Source organism: Pseudomonas sp. M1, assembly GCF_022760135.1.
GTDB classification, from domain to species: domain Bacteria; phylum Pseudomonadota; class Gammaproteobacteria; order Pseudomonadales; family Pseudomonadaceae; genus Pseudomonas; species Pseudomonas citronellolis.
In genome coordinates this window covers 5,083,587-5,100,191 of record NZ_CP094343.1, presented here as the reverse complement: position 1 = coordinate 5,100,191, position 16,605 = coordinate 5,083,587, and the positions used below count along the sequence as shown (strand labels likewise).

General features: G+C 67.2%; 16 protein-coding genes. 12 read left to right on the top strand and 4 right to left on the bottom strand.

The window, feature by feature from the left end:
• Positions 1 to 105: 105 nt before the first annotated feature.
• The 6 genes from PM1_RS22380 (at position 106) to PM1_RS22355 (ending at position 8,576) form a co-directional block, all read left to right on the top strand.
• Positions 106 to 1,236, top strand: coding sequence for a TIGR03364 family FAD-dependent oxidoreductase (locus tag PM1_RS22380; protein WP_009620792.1), 1,131 nt, complete (start codon positions 106 to 108; stop codon positions 1,234 to 1,236).
• Between the two features lie 100 nt (positions 1,237 to 1,336).
• Positions 1,337 to 2,356: a transporter gene (locus tag PM1_RS22375; protein ID WP_009620800.1), complete on the top strand. Its 1,020-nt coding sequence runs from the start codon at positions 1,337 to 1,339 to the stop codon at positions 2,354 to 2,356.
• 70 nt (positions 2,357 to 2,426) lie between these two features.
• The gene (gene ppk2, locus PM1_RS22370; RefSeq protein WP_009620802.1) at positions 2,427 to 3,347 is read left to right on the top strand and encodes a polyphosphate kinase 2; all 921 of its coding nucleotides are present in this window, start codon (positions 2,427 to 2,429) and stop codon (positions 3,345 to 3,347) included.
• A 439-nt stretch (positions 3,348 to 3,786) separates the two neighbouring features.
• Positions 3,787 to 5,400 (top strand): inorganic phosphate transporter, encoded by a 1,614-nt coding sequence (locus PM1_RS22365; RefSeq protein WP_009620811.1) that lies wholly within the window; start codon positions 3,787 to 3,789, stop codon positions 5,398 to 5,400.
• 412 nt (positions 5,401 to 5,812) lie between these two features.
• Entirely contained in the window at positions 5,813 to 7,051 is a 1,239-nt protein-coding gene (locus PM1_RS22360) for a glutamine synthetase family protein (RefSeq protein WP_173427900.1), read from the top strand.
• Positions 7,052 to 7,244: 193 nt separating this feature from the next.
• Positions 7,245 to 8,576, top strand: a complete 1,332-nt coding sequence (locus tag PM1_RS22355) for an MFS transporter (protein WP_009620814.1) — start codon at positions 7,245 to 7,247, stop codon at positions 8,574 to 8,576.
• Between the two features lie 18 nt (positions 8,577 to 8,594).
• Here PM1_RS22355 and PM1_RS22350 read toward each other — a convergent pair whose 3' ends face one another.
• The 4 genes from PM1_RS22350 to flgA form a co-directional block, all read right to left on the bottom strand.
• A complete protein-coding gene (locus tag PM1_RS22350) occupies positions 8,595 to 9,344 on the bottom strand; it encodes a flagellar brake protein (RefSeq protein WP_009620816.1) in 750 nt (249 codons plus the stop codon).
• Positions 9,345 to 9,434: 90 nt separating this feature from the next.
• Positions 9,435 to 9,902 carry a flagella synthesis protein FlgN gene (locus tag PM1_RS22345; RefSeq protein WP_009620818.1) on the bottom strand — a complete coding sequence of 156 codons (468 nt, stop codon included), beginning with the start codon at positions 9,900 to 9,902 and terminating at the stop codon, positions 9,435 to 9,437.
• Positions 9,903 to 9,942: 40 nt separating this feature from the next.
• Positions 9,943 to 10,260, bottom strand: a complete 318-nt coding sequence (flgM, locus tag PM1_RS22340) for a flagellar biosynthesis anti-sigma factor FlgM (protein ID WP_009620820.1) — start codon at positions 10,258 to 10,260, stop codon at positions 9,943 to 9,945.
• A 133-nt stretch (positions 10,261 to 10,393) separates the two neighbouring features.
• Entirely contained in the window at positions 10,394 to 11,083 is a 690-nt protein-coding gene (flgA, locus tag PM1_RS22335) for a flagellar basal body P-ring formation chaperone FlgA (RefSeq protein ID WP_009620823.1), read from the bottom strand.
• 138 nt (positions 11,084 to 11,221) lie between these two features.
• Here flgA and PM1_RS22330 point away from each other — a divergent pair, with 138 nt between their 5' ends.
• The 6 genes from PM1_RS22330 to flgE all read left to right on the top strand — a co-directional run bounded on the left by PM1_RS22330 (position 11,222) and on the right by flgE (position 16,545).
• Positions 11,222 to 12,154 (top strand): chemotaxis protein CheV, encoded by a 933-nt coding sequence (locus PM1_RS22330; RefSeq protein ID WP_009620824.1) that lies wholly within the window; start codon positions 11,222 to 11,224, stop codon positions 12,152 to 12,154.
• Between the two features lie 110 nt (positions 12,155 to 12,264).
• Positions 12,265 to 13,071, top strand: a complete 807-nt coding sequence (cheR, locus tag PM1_RS22325) for a protein-glutamate O-methyltransferase CheR (protein WP_178132240.1) — start codon at positions 12,265 to 12,267, stop codon at positions 13,069 to 13,071.
• 567 nt (positions 13,072 to 13,638) lie between these two features.
• A complete protein-coding gene (gene flgB, locus PM1_RS22320) occupies positions 13,639 to 14,046 on the top strand; it encodes a flagellar basal body rod protein FlgB (RefSeq protein ID WP_009620829.1) in 408 nt (135 codons plus the stop codon).
• Between the two features lie 5 nt (positions 14,047 to 14,051).
• On the top strand, positions 14,052 to 14,492 hold the full coding sequence (gene flgC, locus PM1_RS22315) for a flagellar basal body rod protein FlgC (RefSeq protein WP_009620831.1): 441 nt from the start codon (positions 14,052 to 14,054) through the stop codon (positions 14,490 to 14,492).
• 16 nt (positions 14,493 to 14,508) lie between these two features.
• Positions 14,509 to 15,210, top strand: a complete 702-nt coding sequence (flgD, locus tag PM1_RS22310; protein WP_009620833.1) for a flagellar hook assembly protein FlgD — start codon at positions 14,509 to 14,511, stop codon at positions 15,208 to 15,210.
• A gap of 27 nt (positions 15,211 to 15,237) precedes the next feature.
• Positions 15,238 to 16,545, top strand: coding sequence for a flagellar hook protein FlgE (gene flgE, locus PM1_RS22305; RefSeq protein ID WP_009620835.1), 1,308 nt, complete (start codon positions 15,238 to 15,240; stop codon positions 16,543 to 16,545).
• Positions 16,546 to 16,605: the final 60 nt, after the last annotated feature.

Sequence of the window (16,605 nt, the reverse complement as noted above, 5' to 3'; positions counted from 1 at the left end):
GGTTTCAGGCGGGCTCAGATATCGATCCACGCGCCGAACAGCCCCCTCTCCCTTCAGGGAGAGGGTTGGGGAGAGGGGCTCTTCACGCACCCAAGGACCACCCCCATGTCCCAACAAAACACCGACATCGCCATCATCGGCGCCGGCATCCTCGGCCTGTCCCACGCCTACGCCGCCGCCCGCCGTGGCCTCCGCGTGCGCGTCTTCGAACGCAGCGCCACGCCGCTCGGCGCCTCCATCCGCAATTTCGGCCAGGCCCTGGTCGGCGGCCAGCCGCCGGGCGTCATGCTCGACCTGGCCCGCGCCAGCCGCCCGCTGTGGGCCGAATGGGCCGAGCGCGCCGGCTTCGCCATCCGCCGCAACGGCTCGCTGCTGTTCGCCCGCAGCGAGGCCGAGGAAAACCTGCTGGAAGCCTTCTGCGCCGGCCGCGCCAGGGAGCACGGCTACCGCGCCGAACTGCTCCGCGGCAAGGCCCTGGACGCGCTCTACGACGGCGCTTTCAGCAAGCACCGCGCGGCCCTGCACAGCCTCGATGACCAGCAGCTCTACTCTCGCGAAGCGCTGCCGGCGTTGATCGACTGGCTGCGCCGCGAGCTGAAGGTGGAATTCCACTTCTCCACCCTGGTGCGCGACATCGAGCCGGGCCTGCTGCGCACCACTGCCGGCACCTTCCAGGCCGGGCAGATAGTGGTCTGCTCCGGCCACGACTACCAGACCCTGCTGGCCGAGCAACTGGCCGCGCTGAAGCCGCAGGTGTGCCGCCTGCAGATGCTCCGCGCCCGCCCCGAGCGCGATCTGGGCCTGGGCCACGCGCTGCTGACCGGGCTGAGCTGCGTGCACTACGGCGCCTTCGCCGACCTGCCGCAGGCCCAGGCGATCCACGAACAGATCCGCCGCGAGACGCCGGCGCTGGAGAGCCACGGCATCCACCTGCTGATCAGCCCCACGCCCTACGGCGAGCTGATCATCGGCGATTCCCACGACTACGGCAGCGATGCCGCGCCCTTCAACGCCGAAGCGGTGGACCGCCTGATGCTCGACCTGGCCGAGGACACCCTGGGCATGCGCGTCGAGGTGGTCGAGCGCTGGCAGGGCGTGTACGGCGCGCGTGGCCCGGCACCGTTCTCGGTGTTGCAGGTGGAGGCGGGCATCAGCGCGGTGCTGATGCACACCGGCGTCGGCATGAGCGTGGGGCCGGCGTTGGGCGAGCGGACCATCGCCGGGCTGTTCGGCTGAGGAGCCCCGTCATGGCCCTGTCACCGGATCGTCATGCCGGCCTGCTAAGCAGGAAGGCCGCCGGCCCGGCCCAGGGCGATGCCACATTCAGCGAGCGCGCATGAACCAACGTTTCACCCAGGACCCCTGGGATTCCGACCTGTTCGGGTTGCTCTACGGCTTCCGCTTCCACCCCGGGCAGCGCGGCCAGGAACTGGATTCCAGCGCCGCGCTGCGCTGGCTGGAGGCGCCGGGGGAGGGCGAGGACTTCGTCTGGCTGCACCTGAACCTCGCCCACGCCGCCTGCGAGCGCTGGATGAAGGGCCACCTGGAGCTGCCCGAAACCTTCTTCGAGACCCTGCGCGAGGGCTCGCGCTCCACGCGCATCGAGCACGTCGACGCGGCGCTGCTGGCGGTGGTCAACGACGTGGTGTTCAACTTCGGCAGCGTCTCCTCGGACGTGGCCACCCTGTGGGTCTGCGCGCGCCGGCGCCTGCTGGTGACCGCGCGCATGCAGCCGCTGCGCTCGGTGGACCGCCTGCGCTCCTCGGTCAAGCACGGCGAGTGCTTCCGCTCGCCGCTGGAGCTGCTGGTGCATTTGCTGCGCGACCAGGGCGACATCCTCACCCAGATCGTCCGCGAGACCACCGTGGGCGTGGACCGCATCGAGGACCGCCTGCTGTCGCAGAACCTCTCCGACAACCGCGCCGACCTGGGTGCCATGCGCCGCGTGCTGGTGCGCCTGCAGCGCCTGCTGGCGCTGGAGCCGGGTTCGCTACTGCGGCTGCTCAACCGCCCGCCGGAATGGTTGCAGGAGGCCGACGTGCGCGACCTGCGCGAGGCCACCGAGGAATTCTCCCTGGTGATCAGCGACCTCACCTCCCTGGGCGAGCGCATCAAGCTGCTGCAGGAAGAGATCGCCGCGCAGCTCAACGAACAGAGCAACCGCACCCTGTTCACCCTGACGGTGGTCACGGTGCTGGCGCTGCCGATCAACATAGTCGCCGGCTTCTTCGGCATGAACGTCGGCGGCATTCCCCTGGCGGAGAACCCCCACGGTTTCTGGCTGCTGGTGATGCTGGTGGCCAGCTTCACCCTGCTGGCCTGGCGCTGGGCCTTCCGCAAGCGCAACGACGCCTGAGCTGTCACGCGCCTGACACCGGCGCGGCCTAGGCTGGCGCGACACGCATCCCGCCAGCGAGGTCCCGGCCATGCCACTGAGCAACGACAACCTGATCCGCCGCATCCACCGCGAGCTTCTCGACCACAGCGACGAGGAACTGGAGCTGGAACTGCTGGAGGACGTGCGCAACCTCGACGAGCTGTTCGACGACCACATCCCCGACGGCGACGAGGAGAAGATCGCCCGCCGCCGCTACTTCAGCGAGCTGTTCCGCCTGCAGGGCGAGCTGGTGAAGCTGCAGAGCTGGGTGGTCAAGACCGGGCACAAGCTGGTGATCCTCTTCGAAGGCCGCGACGCGGCGGGCAAGGGCGGGGTGATCAAGCGCATCACCCAGCGCCTCAACCCGCGCGTGTGCCGTGTCGCGGCGCTGCCGGCGCCGAACGACCGCGAGCGCACCCAGTGGTACTTCCAGCGCTACGTCTCGCACCTGCCGGCGGCGGGGGAGATCGTGCTGTTCGACCGCAGCTGGTACAACCGCGCCGGGGTGGAACGGGTGATGGGCTTCTGCAACGACGAACAGTACGAGGAGTTCTTCCGCAGCGTGCCGGAGTTCGAGCGCATGCTGGCGCGCTCGGGCATCCAGTTGGTCAAGTACTGGTTCTCGATCACCGACGAGGAGCAGCACATGCGCTTCCTCAGCCGCATCCACGACCCGCTCAAGCAATGGAAGCTCAGCCCCATGGACCTGGAATCGCGGCGCCGCTGGGAGGCCTACACCAAGGCCAAGGAGATCATGCTCGAACGCACCCACATCGCCGAGGCGCCCTGGTGGGTGGTGCAGGCCGACGACAAGAAGCGCGCGCGGCTCAACTGCATCCACCATCTGCTCGGCCAGGTGCCCTACGAGGAAGTGGCGCACCTGCACGTCGAACTGCCGATGCGCCAGCGCCATGCCGACTACGTGCGCATCCCCACGCCGGGAGAAATGGTGGTGCCGGAGCATTATTGAATCCAGAGCAGGCGTAGGGCGGATAACGTTCCACGTTATCCGCCGTTTGACCTCGCCCGCCGGCCGCTCGGTGTCGAGCTTGGCGCGGGTCACGCATTCCCCCGGTTCGGCCGAGGCAGGGTCGATGAGAAAGGTGAGGCGGCGTATAACCGCGAACGGTTATACGCCCTACGCCAGGTTCGGCCTTCGCGTAGGGCGTATAACGCCTCTGGCGTTATCCGCCGTTTGACCTTGGTCGCCGGCCCGCTCGCTGTCGAGCTTGGCGCAGGTCACGCATTCTCCCGGTTCGGCCGAGGCAGGGGCGGAGAGGAGGGTGAGGCGGCGTATAACCGCGAACGGTTATCCGCCCTACGCCAGGGATGTTCTCGGCCTCCCAGACATAAATTGTCACACTTGCCCGTCATGCTGGCGCGGTCATCTCCCGCAACCGGATTCCCGCATGACTAGCGAAACCCTGGCCAGGGACGGCGCCGCCGTTCTCGAAGGCCGTCCGCACCTGGACAGCAAGCCCGGCCGCCTCACGGCCCTGGCGTTCTATGCATTGCTGGCCGTCGGCCTGCTGTTCTCCGCCTGGAGCCTGGTCCATGACGTCGACGAGGTGGCCAGCGCGGTCACCACCTGGACGCCTTTCCTGCTGCTCGGCGTGGCCCTGCTGATCGCCCTGGGGTTCGAGTTCGTCAACGGCTTCCACGACACCGCCAACGCCGTGGCCACCGTCATCTATACCCATTCGCTGCCGCCGCATTTCGCGGTGGTCTGGTCCGGCTGCTTCAACTTCCTCGGCGTGCTGCTCTCCAGTGGCGCGGTGGCCTTCGGCATCATCGCCCTGCTGCCGGTGGAGCTGATCCTGCAGGTCGGCTCCTCGGCCGGCTTCGCCATGGTCTTCGCCCTGCTGATCGCCGCCATCCTGTGGAACCTCGGCACCTGGTGGCTGGGCCTGCCGGCGTCGTCCTCGCACACTCTGATCGGCTCGATCATCGGCGTCGGCGTAGCCAACGCGCTGATGCACGGCCGCGACGGCACCAGCGGCGTGGACTGGGCGCAGGCGACCAAGGTCGGCTACTCGCTGCTGCTCTCGCCGCTGATCGGCTTCGCCTGCTCGGCGCTGTTGCTGCTGGCCCTGCGCCTATTGGTGAAGAACCGCGCGCTGTACAAGGCTCCCAAGGCCAAGGCGCCGCCGCCGTGGTGGATCCGCGGGCTGCTGGTGCTGACCTGCACCGGGGTGTCCTTCGCCCACGGTTCCAACGACGGGCAGAAGGGCATGGGCCTGATCATGCTGATCCTGATCGGCACCGTGCCCATGGCCTACGCGCTGAACCGCGCCATCCCGGCCGACCAGACCACCGCCTTCGTGGTCCTCGCCGAGGCCACCCAGCAGGGCCTGCAGCGCAGCGCCCAGGGCACGGCGCCGGCCGACCCGCGCCCGGTGCTCTCGGAATACATCCGCACCCATGAAGTGAAGCCGGCCGTGGTGCCCTCGCTGGCCGCGCTGACCGGCAGCATCGGCGCCGAGGTGAAGAGCTACGGCAGCCTGGCCAAGGTGCCCGCCGAGGCCATGGCCAACGTGCGCAACGACATGTACCTGGCTTCCGAGACCATCCGCGTGATGGACAAGGACAAGGCCGGCGACTTCGACGCCGATACCCAGGCGCGGCTGATGGCCTTCAAGGGCAAGATCGACGACGCCACCCGCTTCATCCCGCTGTGGGTGAAGATCGCCGTGGCCATCGCCCTCGGCCTGGGCACCATGGTCGGCTGGAAGCGCATCGTGGTGACCGTCGGCGAGAAGATCGGCAAGAGCCACCTGACCTACGCCCAGGGCGCCTCGGCCGAGGTGGTGGCGATGCTCACCATAGGCGCGGCGGACATGTACGGCCTGCCGGTGTCCACCACCCACGTGCTGTCCTCCGGCGTGGCCGGGACCATGGCGGCCAACGGCTCGGGCCTGCAGATGCGCACCATCCGCAACCTGCTGATGGCCTGGGTGCTGACGCTGCCGGCGGCGATCGTGCTATCTGGCTCGCTGTACTGGCTGTTCACCAAGCTGTTCTGACGGATCGCCAGGTTCGCAGCGCCGCCCCTCGGGGCGGCGTTTTCGTTCATAGGCGCGGTGTGTGGCGTACCCCGCAGGAGCGGGCGGGGCAGCCCCGTAGGATGGGTTGAGCGAAGCGATACCCATCACCATGGCCCGATGGGTTTCGCAAGCTCAACCCATCCTACGAAGAGCGCCTCGGCGCAGTCGGCACACTACGGTGGCGTACGGAAATTCCCTTCATCCACCTGCTTGAAATATCGAACGACCGGTGCGTATTTTGTACAGGTCGCACAGCCTGTGTGCGGCCGTATTACAAGGATAAGAAGTCATGACTAGCGAAGGACGCAGCCCGCTCGCCGAGCGCCTGGCTGGAGTCGAAGAGATCGAATGCGTCACCCCCGACCTCAACGGGGTGCCGCGCGGCAAGGTGATGACCGGCGAGGGCTTCCTTTCCGGGCGGCGCCTGCAGCTGGCCCGCGGCGTGCTGCTGCAGTGCATCATGGGCGGCTACCCGCCGGCGCGCTTCTACGGCAGCGACGACGGCGACCTGGCCCTGATCGCCGAGCCCACCCAGGTCCATCGCCTGCCCTGGAGCGACAGCCCGCGCGCCCTGGCCATCTGCGACGCGGTGGAGCTGGACGGCCAGCCCTCCGGCCTGTCCAGCCGCGGCCTGCTCAAGCAGGTGGTGGCGCGCTATGCCAAACATGGCTGGCAACCGGTAGTGGCCACCGAGCTGGAGTTCTTCGTCTTCGCCCCCAACCCGGACCCGCAGCAGCCGTTCCAGCCGCCGCTGGGCCTGGACGGCCGCCGCGAGATGGGCCACTCGGCGTTCAGCGTGTCGTCCAACAACGGCCTGCGCCCGTTCTTCGAGGACGTCTACCGCTGCATGGCCGCGGTGGGGCTGGAGCGCGACACCTTCATGCACGAGATGGGCACCAGCCAGTTCGAGATCAACTTCCTGCACGGCGACCCGGTGCTGCTGGCCGACCAGACCTTCCTGTTCAAGCACCTGCTCAAGGAAGTGGCGCTCAAGCACGGCCTGCTCGTCGTGTGCATGGCCAAGCCGCTGGCGCACACCCCGGGCAGCTCCATGCACATCCACCAGAGCGTGGTGGACGGCGAGGGCCGCAACATCTTCAGCGACGCCGAGGGCGAGGCCACGCCGGCCTTCCGTCATTTCATCGGCGGCCTGCAGGCCTGCCTGGCCGACTTCACCCTGCTGTTCGCGCCCAACGTCAACTCGTTCCAGCGCCTGTGCCACCCCTACGCCTCGCCGAACAACGCCTGCTGGTCCCACGACAACCGCGCCGCCGGCCTGCGCATCCCGGCCAGCCCGCCGGTGGCGCGGCGGGTGGAGAACCGCCTGGCGGGCGCCGACGCCAACCCCTACCTGGCCATCGCCGCCAGCCTGGCCGCCGGCCTGCACGGCATCGACAACGAGCTGGAGCCCAGCGCGGCCATCCAGGGCGAGTTCGAGGTGCCGGACGAGCTGCTGCTGCCCTGCACCATGTACGACGCCTTGCGCCGCCTGAAGCGCAGCGAGCTGGCGCGGCGGATGTTCGGCGCCGAATTCGTCGACGGCTACGTGGCCAGCAAGGAGCTGGAGCTGACCAGCTTCTTCGACGAGATCACCCCCTGGGAACGCCGGGTGCTGGCCGCCCAGGCCTGAGACCGGTCGGAGCCCGCCACGGCGGGTTCCGACCGCCGGCTTTGCCGTGGACGACGCCTTTCTTTGCGTACCCGTCAAAGGGCTCGACGCGCCTTGCGGCAGGCTCTAGGCTGGTAGCGAACGCCCGCCTTCGCGCGGGCGTGCTTCGTGTAGTACGGCGGCGTCCTGCCGCCCGTCTTGGACCGGAGGTCCGATGCGGATTTTCACTGCCTTCCGTGCGCTTTACTTCGCCACCCTCACCCTGCTCACCGGCTCCGGCCTGCTGAGCACCTACCTGGGCCTGCGCCTGGCCGCCGAGAAGGTCGACGGCCTGTGGATCGGTGCGATGATGGCGGCCTACTACCTGGGCCTGGTGCTGGGCGGCAAGATCGGCCACCGGCTGATCGCCCGCGTCGGCCACATCCGCGCCTACGTCGCCTGCGGCGGCCTGGTGGTGGCGGCGGTGCTGGGCATCGGCCTGACCAGCTGGCCGGCGATCTGGCTGCTGCTGCGCACGCTCATCGGCCTGGGCATGATGTGCCAGTACATGGTCATCGAGAGCTGGCTCAACGAGCAGGCCGAGGCGCGCCAGCGCGGCGCGGTGTTCGCCGGCTACATGGTGGCCTCCTACCTGGGCCTGGTGGCCGGCCAGCTGATCCTGGTGGCGCACCCGGGGCTGGGCCCGGACCTGCCGATGATGATCGCGCTGGCCTTCGCCCTGTCGCTGATCCCGGTGTCCATCACCCACAAGGTCCACCCCGCGCCGCTGCACCCGGCTCCGCTGGAGCCGCGCTTCTTCATCCAGCGGGTGCCGCAGTCGTTGACCACGGTGCTGGTCTCCGGGCTGGTGATCGGTTCCTTCTACGGCCTGGCGCCGCTGTACGCCACCGAGCAGGGCCTGAGCGTCGAGCAGATCGGCGTGTTCATGGGCGTGTGCATCTTCGCCGGCTTGCTGGTGCAGTGGCCGCTGGGCTGGCTGTCGGACCGCTACGACCGCGCGCTGCTGATCCGCAGCGCCGGCATCCTGCTGCTGGTGTTCGCCTTGCCGCTGGCGGTGCTGCCGTCGCTGCCGATGGAGGCCATGGTGCCGATGGGCTTCATGGTCTGCCTGGTGCAGTTCACCCTCTACCCGCTGGCGGTGGCCTTCTCCAACGACCACGTCGAGGGCGAGCGGCGGGTATCGCTGACCGCCATGCTGCTGGTCACCTTCGGCGTTGGCGCCTGCGTCGGCCCGCTGGCGACCGGAGCGCTGATGCGCGCCTTCGGCCCGAACATGCTCTACGCCTTCGCCGCGACCTGCGCGCTGATCGTCATCTGGCGCGTGCGTCCGGAGAAGGTCACCGGTCTGCACCGTGTCGACGAGGCGCCGGTGAAGCACGTGCCCATGGCCGACAGCCTGGCCAGCTCGCCGCTGTCGGCGGCGCTCGACCCGCGGGTGGCCGACGAAACGGTGGAAGAACAGATGAAGACCACCCCGGCGCCAGCGCCCGCGGTGCCGGAGGCAGCCGGCGTGCCCGAGGCGGAAGAGGAAAGCCGGCCGGGGTAGGGCGGGGAAGGGCGGGCGCTAGAACAGCTCGTCCTTCTCGAAGCGCCGCGCTTCGCGCTGCAGCTGGTAGACGAAGCGCTCGATGTGGCGCTGCTCCAGGCCGCTCAGGCAGTTGAAGCGCAGGCCGGCGAAGCTGGCGTTGACCTTCTCGTCGAAGTGCACGTGGCGCAGCTCCACTTCCACGGTGATGGCGCCGAACGGCAGGCGGGCGGTGAAGCGCTCGTAGAGCTGGCCGGGTTGCAGGCGCTCGTGCACGTCGCCGGCGAAGCGCACCTTGCAGCCGGTGGCGGAGATGTCCAGCAGGTTGCCGCTCAGCGCGGCCTTGAGCTTGTCGCCGGCCAGTTCCACGGCCACCGGCTGGGTCTGCTTGAGGGGCGCGCGGTAGGCGTTGCGGCGCTGGTGGTAGAGCATCTCGGCGGGCATCGGCAGCCAGTAGCAGCGGGCGCCGTCGAGTTCGCTGAACTGCGCGGCCTGCTGGCATTCCCAGGCGATCCGCACGCCTTCATGGAAGGCTTCGATGCGGAAGTTCTCGCCATTCTGCAGGAAACGCTCGCCGTCATTGGGGATCAGTTCGTCCAGGGCCACCCGGTTGCGTTCGCGGTCCACCGCGACGACGAAGCTCTGGAAGCGCTGGTTGCGCTCGGCGAAGCTGATCACCAGCGGGTCATGGCTATCCATCAGGATTCGCAGGTTGGCCTGGATCTCCACGGCCGCCTTGAGCGTTTTCGGCGGTTGCGGGCCATTTTCCTCGGCGAACGGGCTTGCCACTGTCCTACGATCTCCAGATGTATTTATTGTGGGAATTTTCTTTTGCAAGGCGATGGCATTCTGCCGCATCGCCCTGCCGGACGCCAGGGTTCAGGCCTGGCTGAGGGGACGCTGGCGGCTGCCCTGGGTCGCGCCGCCACGGCGATCGTAGAGGCTGGGGGTGTCCTGGCCGCGGAGGATGTCCAGCAGGCGGCCGGTGGCGTGCTGGTTGTTGCGGATGATGCGGCCGTTGCGCAGGTTGGCCTGCTGGCATTGTTCCAGCAGCGCCGCCAGGCGCTCGCTGAGTTCCACGGTGCCCGGCTCCACCTTGCCCTGCGCGGCCAGCGCGGCGAGGCCGGCGCGGTCGCTGCCGACGCCGGCCTGGCGCAGCGTCTCGCTGCGCTGGCGGCCATTGCGCTCCAGCTGCTGGAGCAGCGGCAGCTTGCTGTCGAGCAGGCCCTGCAGGCGCTCCAGGTCACGCGCGTCGAGGGCGTGGAATTCGTCCTCGATCAGCTGCAGAAGAGCCTCGGCGGCGCCGATATCCTCGGTGATCAGATGGAGCAGGCTGGCGTTTGGCATGGCGGCTCGGCGTTCAGGGCGTCCTTGGGGAACCCCGCGCTCAGCGCTGGGATTCGAAGTCGAGCAGTTTGCCGGCGACTTTCTGGCTGTCGACCTGGTAGCTGCCATCGGCGATGGCCTGCTTCAGCCGCGCGACCTTTTCCGAGTCGACGACGGGTTGGTCTTTCAGCTGGTCGCTGGCTTTCTGCAATTGCTGGGCGGTGCTGCTCAGTTGCACGGACTCACCGCTGCCAGCGGCCGACGCGCTGCCGGCGCTTTCGCTGCCGGCGGCTTCGCTGCGGCCGGCCTGGGGCTTGCCGGTGCTGCCGGTGGAGACCGGCGCGCTGGCATTGTTCAGCCGGTTGAAGTCGATGACCATGGTAGTGAACCTCTGCGGGTTTAGGACGCTTGCCTGTAGGTTTCGGCTGACATCCTTAAAACTTTAGGGCGGTTTTTCGTGCGCCTTCGCACAGTTTAGTGAAGGCTGGCGCGCAAGCGCCAGACTTCCGCCGCTAGAGCGTGACCTGCACCGCGCCTGGCTCCACCACCCGGGCCTTGATGATGCGCTGCGAACGCAGATTGCGCACGCGAATCTGCTCGCCGGGCACCCCGTCGGCCATGGCCTCGCCGGGCATCACCACGTTGACCGCGCCGGTTTGCGCGCGGATCACCACCTGGTCGCCCTTGCGCACCGCCGCGGCCTGTTCGAGGAACACCGGGGCGAGGATCTGGTCGCTGACCGTCGGTCGCTTGAGCTTCTGCCCCACGGCCTGCTGCGGGTCGGTCAGGTAGCCCTGGCTGAGCAGGCCGATGTCGCGCTCCATCAGGCTGATGTCACCCGGCTCCAGCACGTGGTCGCGCTTGAGCGGCTGGGTGGTCACCACTACCTGGCGGAACAGCTTGACCTGGGCCGGCACGTATACCGACCAGGGCGAGGAGCCTTCGCAGCGCACCAGCACCGAGACGCGCCCCACGGGCTGCGCAGGGCTTTCCAGGGATTGCGTCAGGTCCTTGTCGCAGGCCGCCAGACGCAGGCGCGGGTCGATGCGCGCCACTTCTATCTCGTAGCGTGCCTCGATGCCGCTGCGTTGCAGATAATCTTCCACCTTGAACTCAAGAAAGCCCTGGGTGGAGCCGATAAGAATCTCGGGCGCGGTGAAGTCGTCGGCCCAGGTCGGACCCGGGGCGAACGCGCCCAGCATGCCGAGCACTCCGCAGAGTGACAGGGCATGGGCTCGGGACCGTCGGAAAAACGTCGTTGGCAGTTTCATGCCACGACTTCAAGCAAGGCTCGTGCCGATTGCCGCCCTGGGCGGCACGGCGGATACGAAGGGGGCGCAATGGCCGGAGTCATGGATTCGGTCAACCAGCGAACGCAGCTGGTTGGGCAGAATCGTCTCGAACTGCTGCTGTTCCGGCTGGATGGCAGCCAGTTGTACGGCATCAACGTGTTCAAGGTGAAGGAGGTACTGCAGTGCCCGCGCCTGACCGTGATGCCCAAGTCCAGTCCGGTGGTGCGCGGGGTGGCGAACATCCGTGGCGGCACCATTCCGATCCTCGACCTGTCGATGGCCACCGGCCGTCGCGGCCTGCGCGAGATCGACAACAGCTTCGTGATCATCACCGAGTACAACACCAAGGTGCAGGGCTTCCTGGTGCATTCGGTGGAACGCATCGTCAACATGAACTGGGAGGAGATCCATCCGCCACCCAAGGGCACCGGCCGCGACCACTACCTGACGGCGGTGACGCGGGTGGACAAGCAACTGGTGGAGATCATCGACGTGGAGAAGATCCTCGCCGAGGTCGCGCCCACCAGCGAGGACATCTCCGAGGGCGTGATCGACGCCGACACCCAGGCCCAGGCGGTGACCAAGCGGGTGCTGGTGGTGGACGACTCCTCGGTGGCGCGCAAGCAGTTGATCCGCTGCCTGGAGACCGTGGGCGTGGAAGTGCTCGCGCTCAATGACGGACGCCAGGCGCTGGACTACCTTCAACAGATGCTGGCCGCCGGTGGCAATCCGGGCCAGGAATTGCTGATGGTGATCTCCGACATCGAGATGCCGGAAATGGACGGCTACACCCTGACCGCGGAGATTCGCCACGATCCGCGGCTGCAGGACCTGCACATTCTCCTGCATACTTCGCTGTCCGGGGTGTTCAACCAGGCGATGGTGCGGAAGGTCGGCGCCAACGACTTCCTCGCCAAGTTCCGGCCCGATGATCTGGCGGCGCGTGTCGTCGAGCGCATCAAGGCGGCGGACGCACGCTGAGGAGGGCACTTCGGGGTAGTCTGCAACGGCCGGGGGCGACCCCGGCCGCCTGGCGTCGGGATCGACGCCCGGCCAACTGGAAAGAGGCGTGATCGGTGACATCGACCAACATGGAATTCGAGCTGTTCCGGGACTTCCTGGAAAAGGCCTGCGGCATCGTCCTGGGTGCCAACAAGCAGTACCTGGTCGCCAGCCGCCTGAACAAGCTGATGGAGCAGCAGGGCATCAGGAGCCTGGGCGAGCTGGTGCAGAAGATCCAGGTCCGCAGCCAACTGCGCGAGCAGGTGGTGGATGCCATGACCACCAACGAGACCCTCTGGTTTCGCGACACCTACCCCTTCGAGGTGCTGAAGAACCGCATCCTCGCCGAGCTGATCAAGGCCAACCCGGGCCAGCGCCTGCGCATCTGGTCGGCGGCCTGCTCCTCGGGGCAGGAGCCCTATTCGCTGTCGATGACCATCGACGAGTTCGAGAAGACCAACCTCGGCCAGCTCAAGGCCGGCGTGCAGATCGTCGCCACCGACCTCTCCGGTTCCATGCTCAACGCGGCGAAGGCCGGCGAGTACGACAGCCTGGCCATCGGCCGCGGGCTGTCCCAGGAGCGCCTGCAGCGCTACTTCGACACCAAGGGGCCGGGGCGCTGGGCGGTGAAGCCGGCGATCAAGGGCCGCGTCGAGTTCCGCGCGCTGAACCTGCTGGAGAGCTACGCCACCCTCGGCAAGTTCGACCTGATCTTCTGCCGCAACGTGCTCATCTACTTCTCCGCCGAGGTCAAGCGCGACATCCTGCTGCGCATGCACGCGGCGCTCAAGCCCGGCGGCTACCTGTTCCTCGGCGCCTCCGAGGCGCTCAACGGGCTGCCGGAGCATTACCAGATGGTCCAGTGCAACCCGGGGATCATCTACAAGGCCAGGTAGCCGGGCATTATGCCGATCACAGAAGGGCGCCCCTGGGGCGCCCTTCGCCTATCCGTACGAGCCGTTCGCCGTCTTGCCGGCTGTGCCTGGGGGCTTTTCGTAGGATGGATTGAAGGGGCGTTTCGGCGTGTGCGGTGAGTCCAATCGCGGACAAGGTCCTCCTACCGCATGAGCGAGCATGGCTTTCGTAGGATGGTGTTGAGCGAAGCGATACCCATCACCGCAACCGCATGGGTTTCGCCAAGGCTCAACCCATCCTACGGTTCCAGGGAAGCACGGGCGTAGGAGCGGACTTGTCCGCGATTGGACCCACCGCCCACACCGGACGCCCCGGTGGCTCGGGTAGCCCCCTCTCCCGCTTGCGGGAGAGGGCCGGGGTGAGGGTAACCCCTTCGAATGGGCAGAACGCATTGCCGCCGGGCGGTAAGGCCTTGCCGCTTGCCGCGATTTGCCGCCCCTTGCCGCTCTTGATTCAGCGGCAGTCCATTGATTCATAAGGCTTTAACGTTTTGGCACGCACCTTGCTGAAGTGCTGGCAAGCCCACACCGGCAAACAGGTTCGTGACCATGAGCATCAGCTTCGACTCCGCCCTCGGCATCCACGCACAAGCGCTCAGCTTCCGCTCGCAGCGCGCTGAAGTGTTGGCCAACAACCTGGCCAACGCCGACACCCCCAACTACAAGGCGCGCGACCTGGACTTCGCTTCCGTGCTCGCGGCCCAGGCCGACAAGGCCAAGAGCGGCACCTTCAGCACCGCCGTCACCAACGCCCGGCACATCGAGGCCGACGGCGTGGCCATGGGCGACGACTCGCTGAAATACCGCATCCCGACCAACCCCTCCATCGACCAGAACACCGTCGACGAGCAGGTCGAGCAGGCCAACTACGCGCAGAACGCAGTGCAGTTCCAGGCCAGCTTCACCTTCCTCAACAGCAAGTTCAAAGGCCTGATGGGCGCCCTGCGCGGAGAGTGATAGCCATGTCCCTTGCCAGTGTCTTCAACATCGCCGGTAGCGGCATGAGTGCCCAGACCACCCGTCTGAACACCACCGCCTCGAACATCGCCAACGCCGAGAGCGTGTCCTCGAGCATCGACCAGACCTACCGCGCCCGCCACCCGGTGTTCTCCGCCATGTTCCAGCAGGCGCAGAGCGGTCAGGGCTCGCTGTTCCAGGACACCGACCAGGCCGGCACCGGCGTGCAGGTGCTGGGCGTGGTCGAGGACCAGAGCCCGCTGGTGCCGCGCTACGAGCCGAACCATCCGGCCGCCGACGCCAACGGCTACGTGTACTACCCCAACGTCAACGTGGTGGAGGAGATGGCCGACATGATGTCCGCCAGCCGCTCCTTCCAGAGCAACGCGGAAATGATGAACACCGCCAAGCAGATGATGCAGAAGGTCCTGACCCTGGGTCAGTAAGCGCAGAGGACGCCCCATGAGCATCGACAACACCAGTAGCACTTCGAACTCGGTCCTCTCGTCGCTGAACGCCGGGTCGAGTTCCTCGTCTTCCACCTCGGAAACCGGCACCAGTGCGCTGGGCAAGGATTCGTTCCTGCAACTGCTGGTCACCCAGCTGAACAACCAGAACCCGCTGGACCCGCAGGACAACACCCAGTTCGTCTCCCAGCTCGCCCAGTTCAGCAGCCTGGAGAGCATGGAGAACCTGGATACCACACTGGGCAACTTCTATTCCTCGTTCCAGTCGTCCCAGGCGCTGCAGGCCTCGTCCCTGGTCGGCCGCTCGGTGATCGTCAACTCCAGCAAGGTCCAGGTCGACGACCCCAGCGCCGGCGTGCAGGGCTCGCTGGTGATGCCGTCCAACGGCGATGGCGTGACCCTGAAAATCTATGACGACGACGGCGAGCTGGTGCGCACCATCGACATGGGCAGCCAGAAGAGCGGCAACATCGACTTCACCTGGGACGGCAAGGACGACAGCGGCGAGCAGGTGGCCTCCGGCACCTACACCATCAAGGCCACGGCCTCGCTGGACGGCACCAGCACCGCCCTGACTACCTACCTGCCGGCCACGGTCAACAGCGTCACGCTGGGCCAGAGCGGCGGGGAAATGACCCTCAATCTCGCTGGCATCGGCAGTGTCTCCGCCTCCAGCATTCAGACCATCGGAAAATAACGCCGTCCTTCGGCACGGGAGCTGACCATGTCTTTCAATACCGCCCTGAGTGGTTTGAACGCCGCTAGCACGGACCTGAACGTGACCGGCAACAACATCGCCAACGTCGGGACCACCGGTTTCAAGTCCTCGCGCACCGAGTTCGCCGACCTGTACGCCGCCTCGATGCTCGGCACCGGGCGCAACGCCGTGGGCAGCGGCGTGATCACCCAGTCGGTGTCGCAGCAGTTCACCCAGGGCAACCTGACCTCCACCGGCCGCAGCCTGGACCTGGCCATCAGCGGCAACGGCTTCTTCATGGTCAGCGACAACGGCAGCCGCCTGTACACCCGCAACGGCTCCTTCAACACCGATGCCAACGGCTACATCGTCGACGGCTCCGGCAACCGCCTGCAGGGCTATGGCGTCAACGGCAACGGCTCGGTCGTCAACGGTGTGATCACCGACCTGAAGGTGGACACCGCCAACCAGCCGCCGAGCCCGACCTCGAAGATCACCTCGACGCTGAGCCTGAACTCGGCGGCCAGCACGCCGACCAACGCCACCTTCGACCCGGCCGATTCCGACAGCTACAACTGGTCGACCTCGGTGGACATCTACGACTCCCAGGGCAACTCGCACACCATGACGAACTACTTCGTCAAGGACAGCAGCAACAACTGGACCATGCACACCCTGGTGGATGGCCGCTCGCCGACCGACCCGACCAGCACCACGCCGCTGACCAGCCAGCTGAGCTTCAACAGCTCCGGCCAGCTGACCGGCGTCACCTCCACCGGCATGACCGTCAATGCGGACAAGACCATGACGCTCACCGGCTGGGTGCCGGCGGCGATCACCGATTCCACCACCGACCCGGTGACCTGGGGCGCCAACGGCGCAGCCGGGGCCACCGGCGGCATCAGCCTCGACCTGACCAAGACCACCCAGACCAACGCCGCCTTCGCGGTCACCGCGGTGACCCAGGACGGCTACGCCACCGGCCAGATGTCCGGCCTGTCGGTGGACGTGGACGGGCAGATGTACGCCACCTACACCAACGGCCAGTCCAAGGTGATCGGCCAACTGGTGCTGGCCAACTTCGCCAACACCCAGGGCCTGACCCCGGTCGGCAGCACCGCCTGGAAACAGTCGCTGGCCTCGGGCGAGGCGGTGATCGGCACGCCGACCTCCGGCACCCTGGGCTCGGTGGGCTCCGGCTCGCTGGAAGAGTCCAACGTCGACCTCACCGCGCAACTGGTCAACCTGATAGTCGCGCAGCGCAACTACCAGGCCAACGCCAAGACCGTGCAGACCGAGAGCACCATCTCCGACACCATCATCAACCTGCGTTGATGGCGGCAAAGCGCTCTTGCCGCAGGCGGCAGCCCCTCGCCGCCTGACGGCCCCTCAGGC

Excerpts from the sequence above, each read along its gene's own strand:
- PM1_RS22380 (WP_009620792.1), top strand. The coding sequence starts at position 106 with ATGTCCCAACAAAACACCGACATCGCCATCATCGGCGCCGGCATCCTC.
- PM1_RS22375 (WP_009620800.1), top strand. The coding sequence starts at position 1,337 with ATGAACCAACGTTTCACCCAGGACCCCTGGGATTCCGACCTGTTCGGG.
- ppk2 (WP_009620802.1), top strand. The coding sequence starts at position 2,427 with ATGCCACTGAGCAACGACAACCTGATCCGCCGCATCCACCGCGAGCTT.
- PM1_RS22365 (WP_009620811.1), top strand. The coding sequence starts at position 3,787 with ATGACTAGCGAAACCCTGGCCAGGGACGGCGCCGCCGTTCTCGAAGGC.
- PM1_RS22360 (WP_173427900.1), top strand. The coding sequence starts at position 5,813 with ATGACCGGCGAGGGCTTCCTTTCCGGGCGGCGCCTGCAGCTGGCCCGC.
- PM1_RS22355 (WP_009620814.1), top strand. The coding sequence starts at position 7,245 with ATGCGGATTTTCACTGCCTTCCGTGCGCTTTACTTCGCCACCCTCACC.
- PM1_RS22345 (WP_009620818.1), bottom strand. The coding sequence starts at position 9,902 with ATGCCAAACGCCAGCCTGCTCCATCTGATCACCGAGGATATCGGCGCC.
- flgM (WP_009620820.1), bottom strand. The coding sequence starts at position 10,260 with ATGGTCATCGACTTCAACCGGCTGAACAATGCCAGCGCGCCGGTCTCC.
- flgA (WP_009620823.1), bottom strand. The coding sequence starts at position 11,083 with ATGCTGGGCGCGTTCGCCCCGGGTCCGACCTGGGCCGACGACTTCACC.
- PM1_RS22330 (WP_009620824.1), top strand. The coding sequence starts at position 11,222 with ATGGCCGGAGTCATGGATTCGGTCAACCAGCGAACGCAGCTGGTTGGG.
- cheR (WP_178132240.1), top strand. The coding sequence starts at position 12,265 with ATGGAATTCGAGCTGTTCCGGGACTTCCTGGAAAAGGCCTGCGGCATC.
- flgB (WP_009620829.1), top strand. The coding sequence starts at position 13,639 with ATGAGCATCAGCTTCGACTCCGCCCTCGGCATCCACGCACAAGCGCTC.
- flgC (WP_009620831.1), top strand. The coding sequence starts at position 14,052 with ATGTCCCTTGCCAGTGTCTTCAACATCGCCGGTAGCGGCATGAGTGCC.
- flgD (WP_009620833.1), top strand. The coding sequence starts at position 14,509 with ATGAGCATCGACAACACCAGTAGCACTTCGAACTCGGTCCTCTCGTCG.
- flgE (WP_009620835.1), top strand. The coding sequence starts at position 15,238 with ATGTCTTTCAATACCGCCCTGAGTGGTTTGAACGCCGCTAGCACGGAC.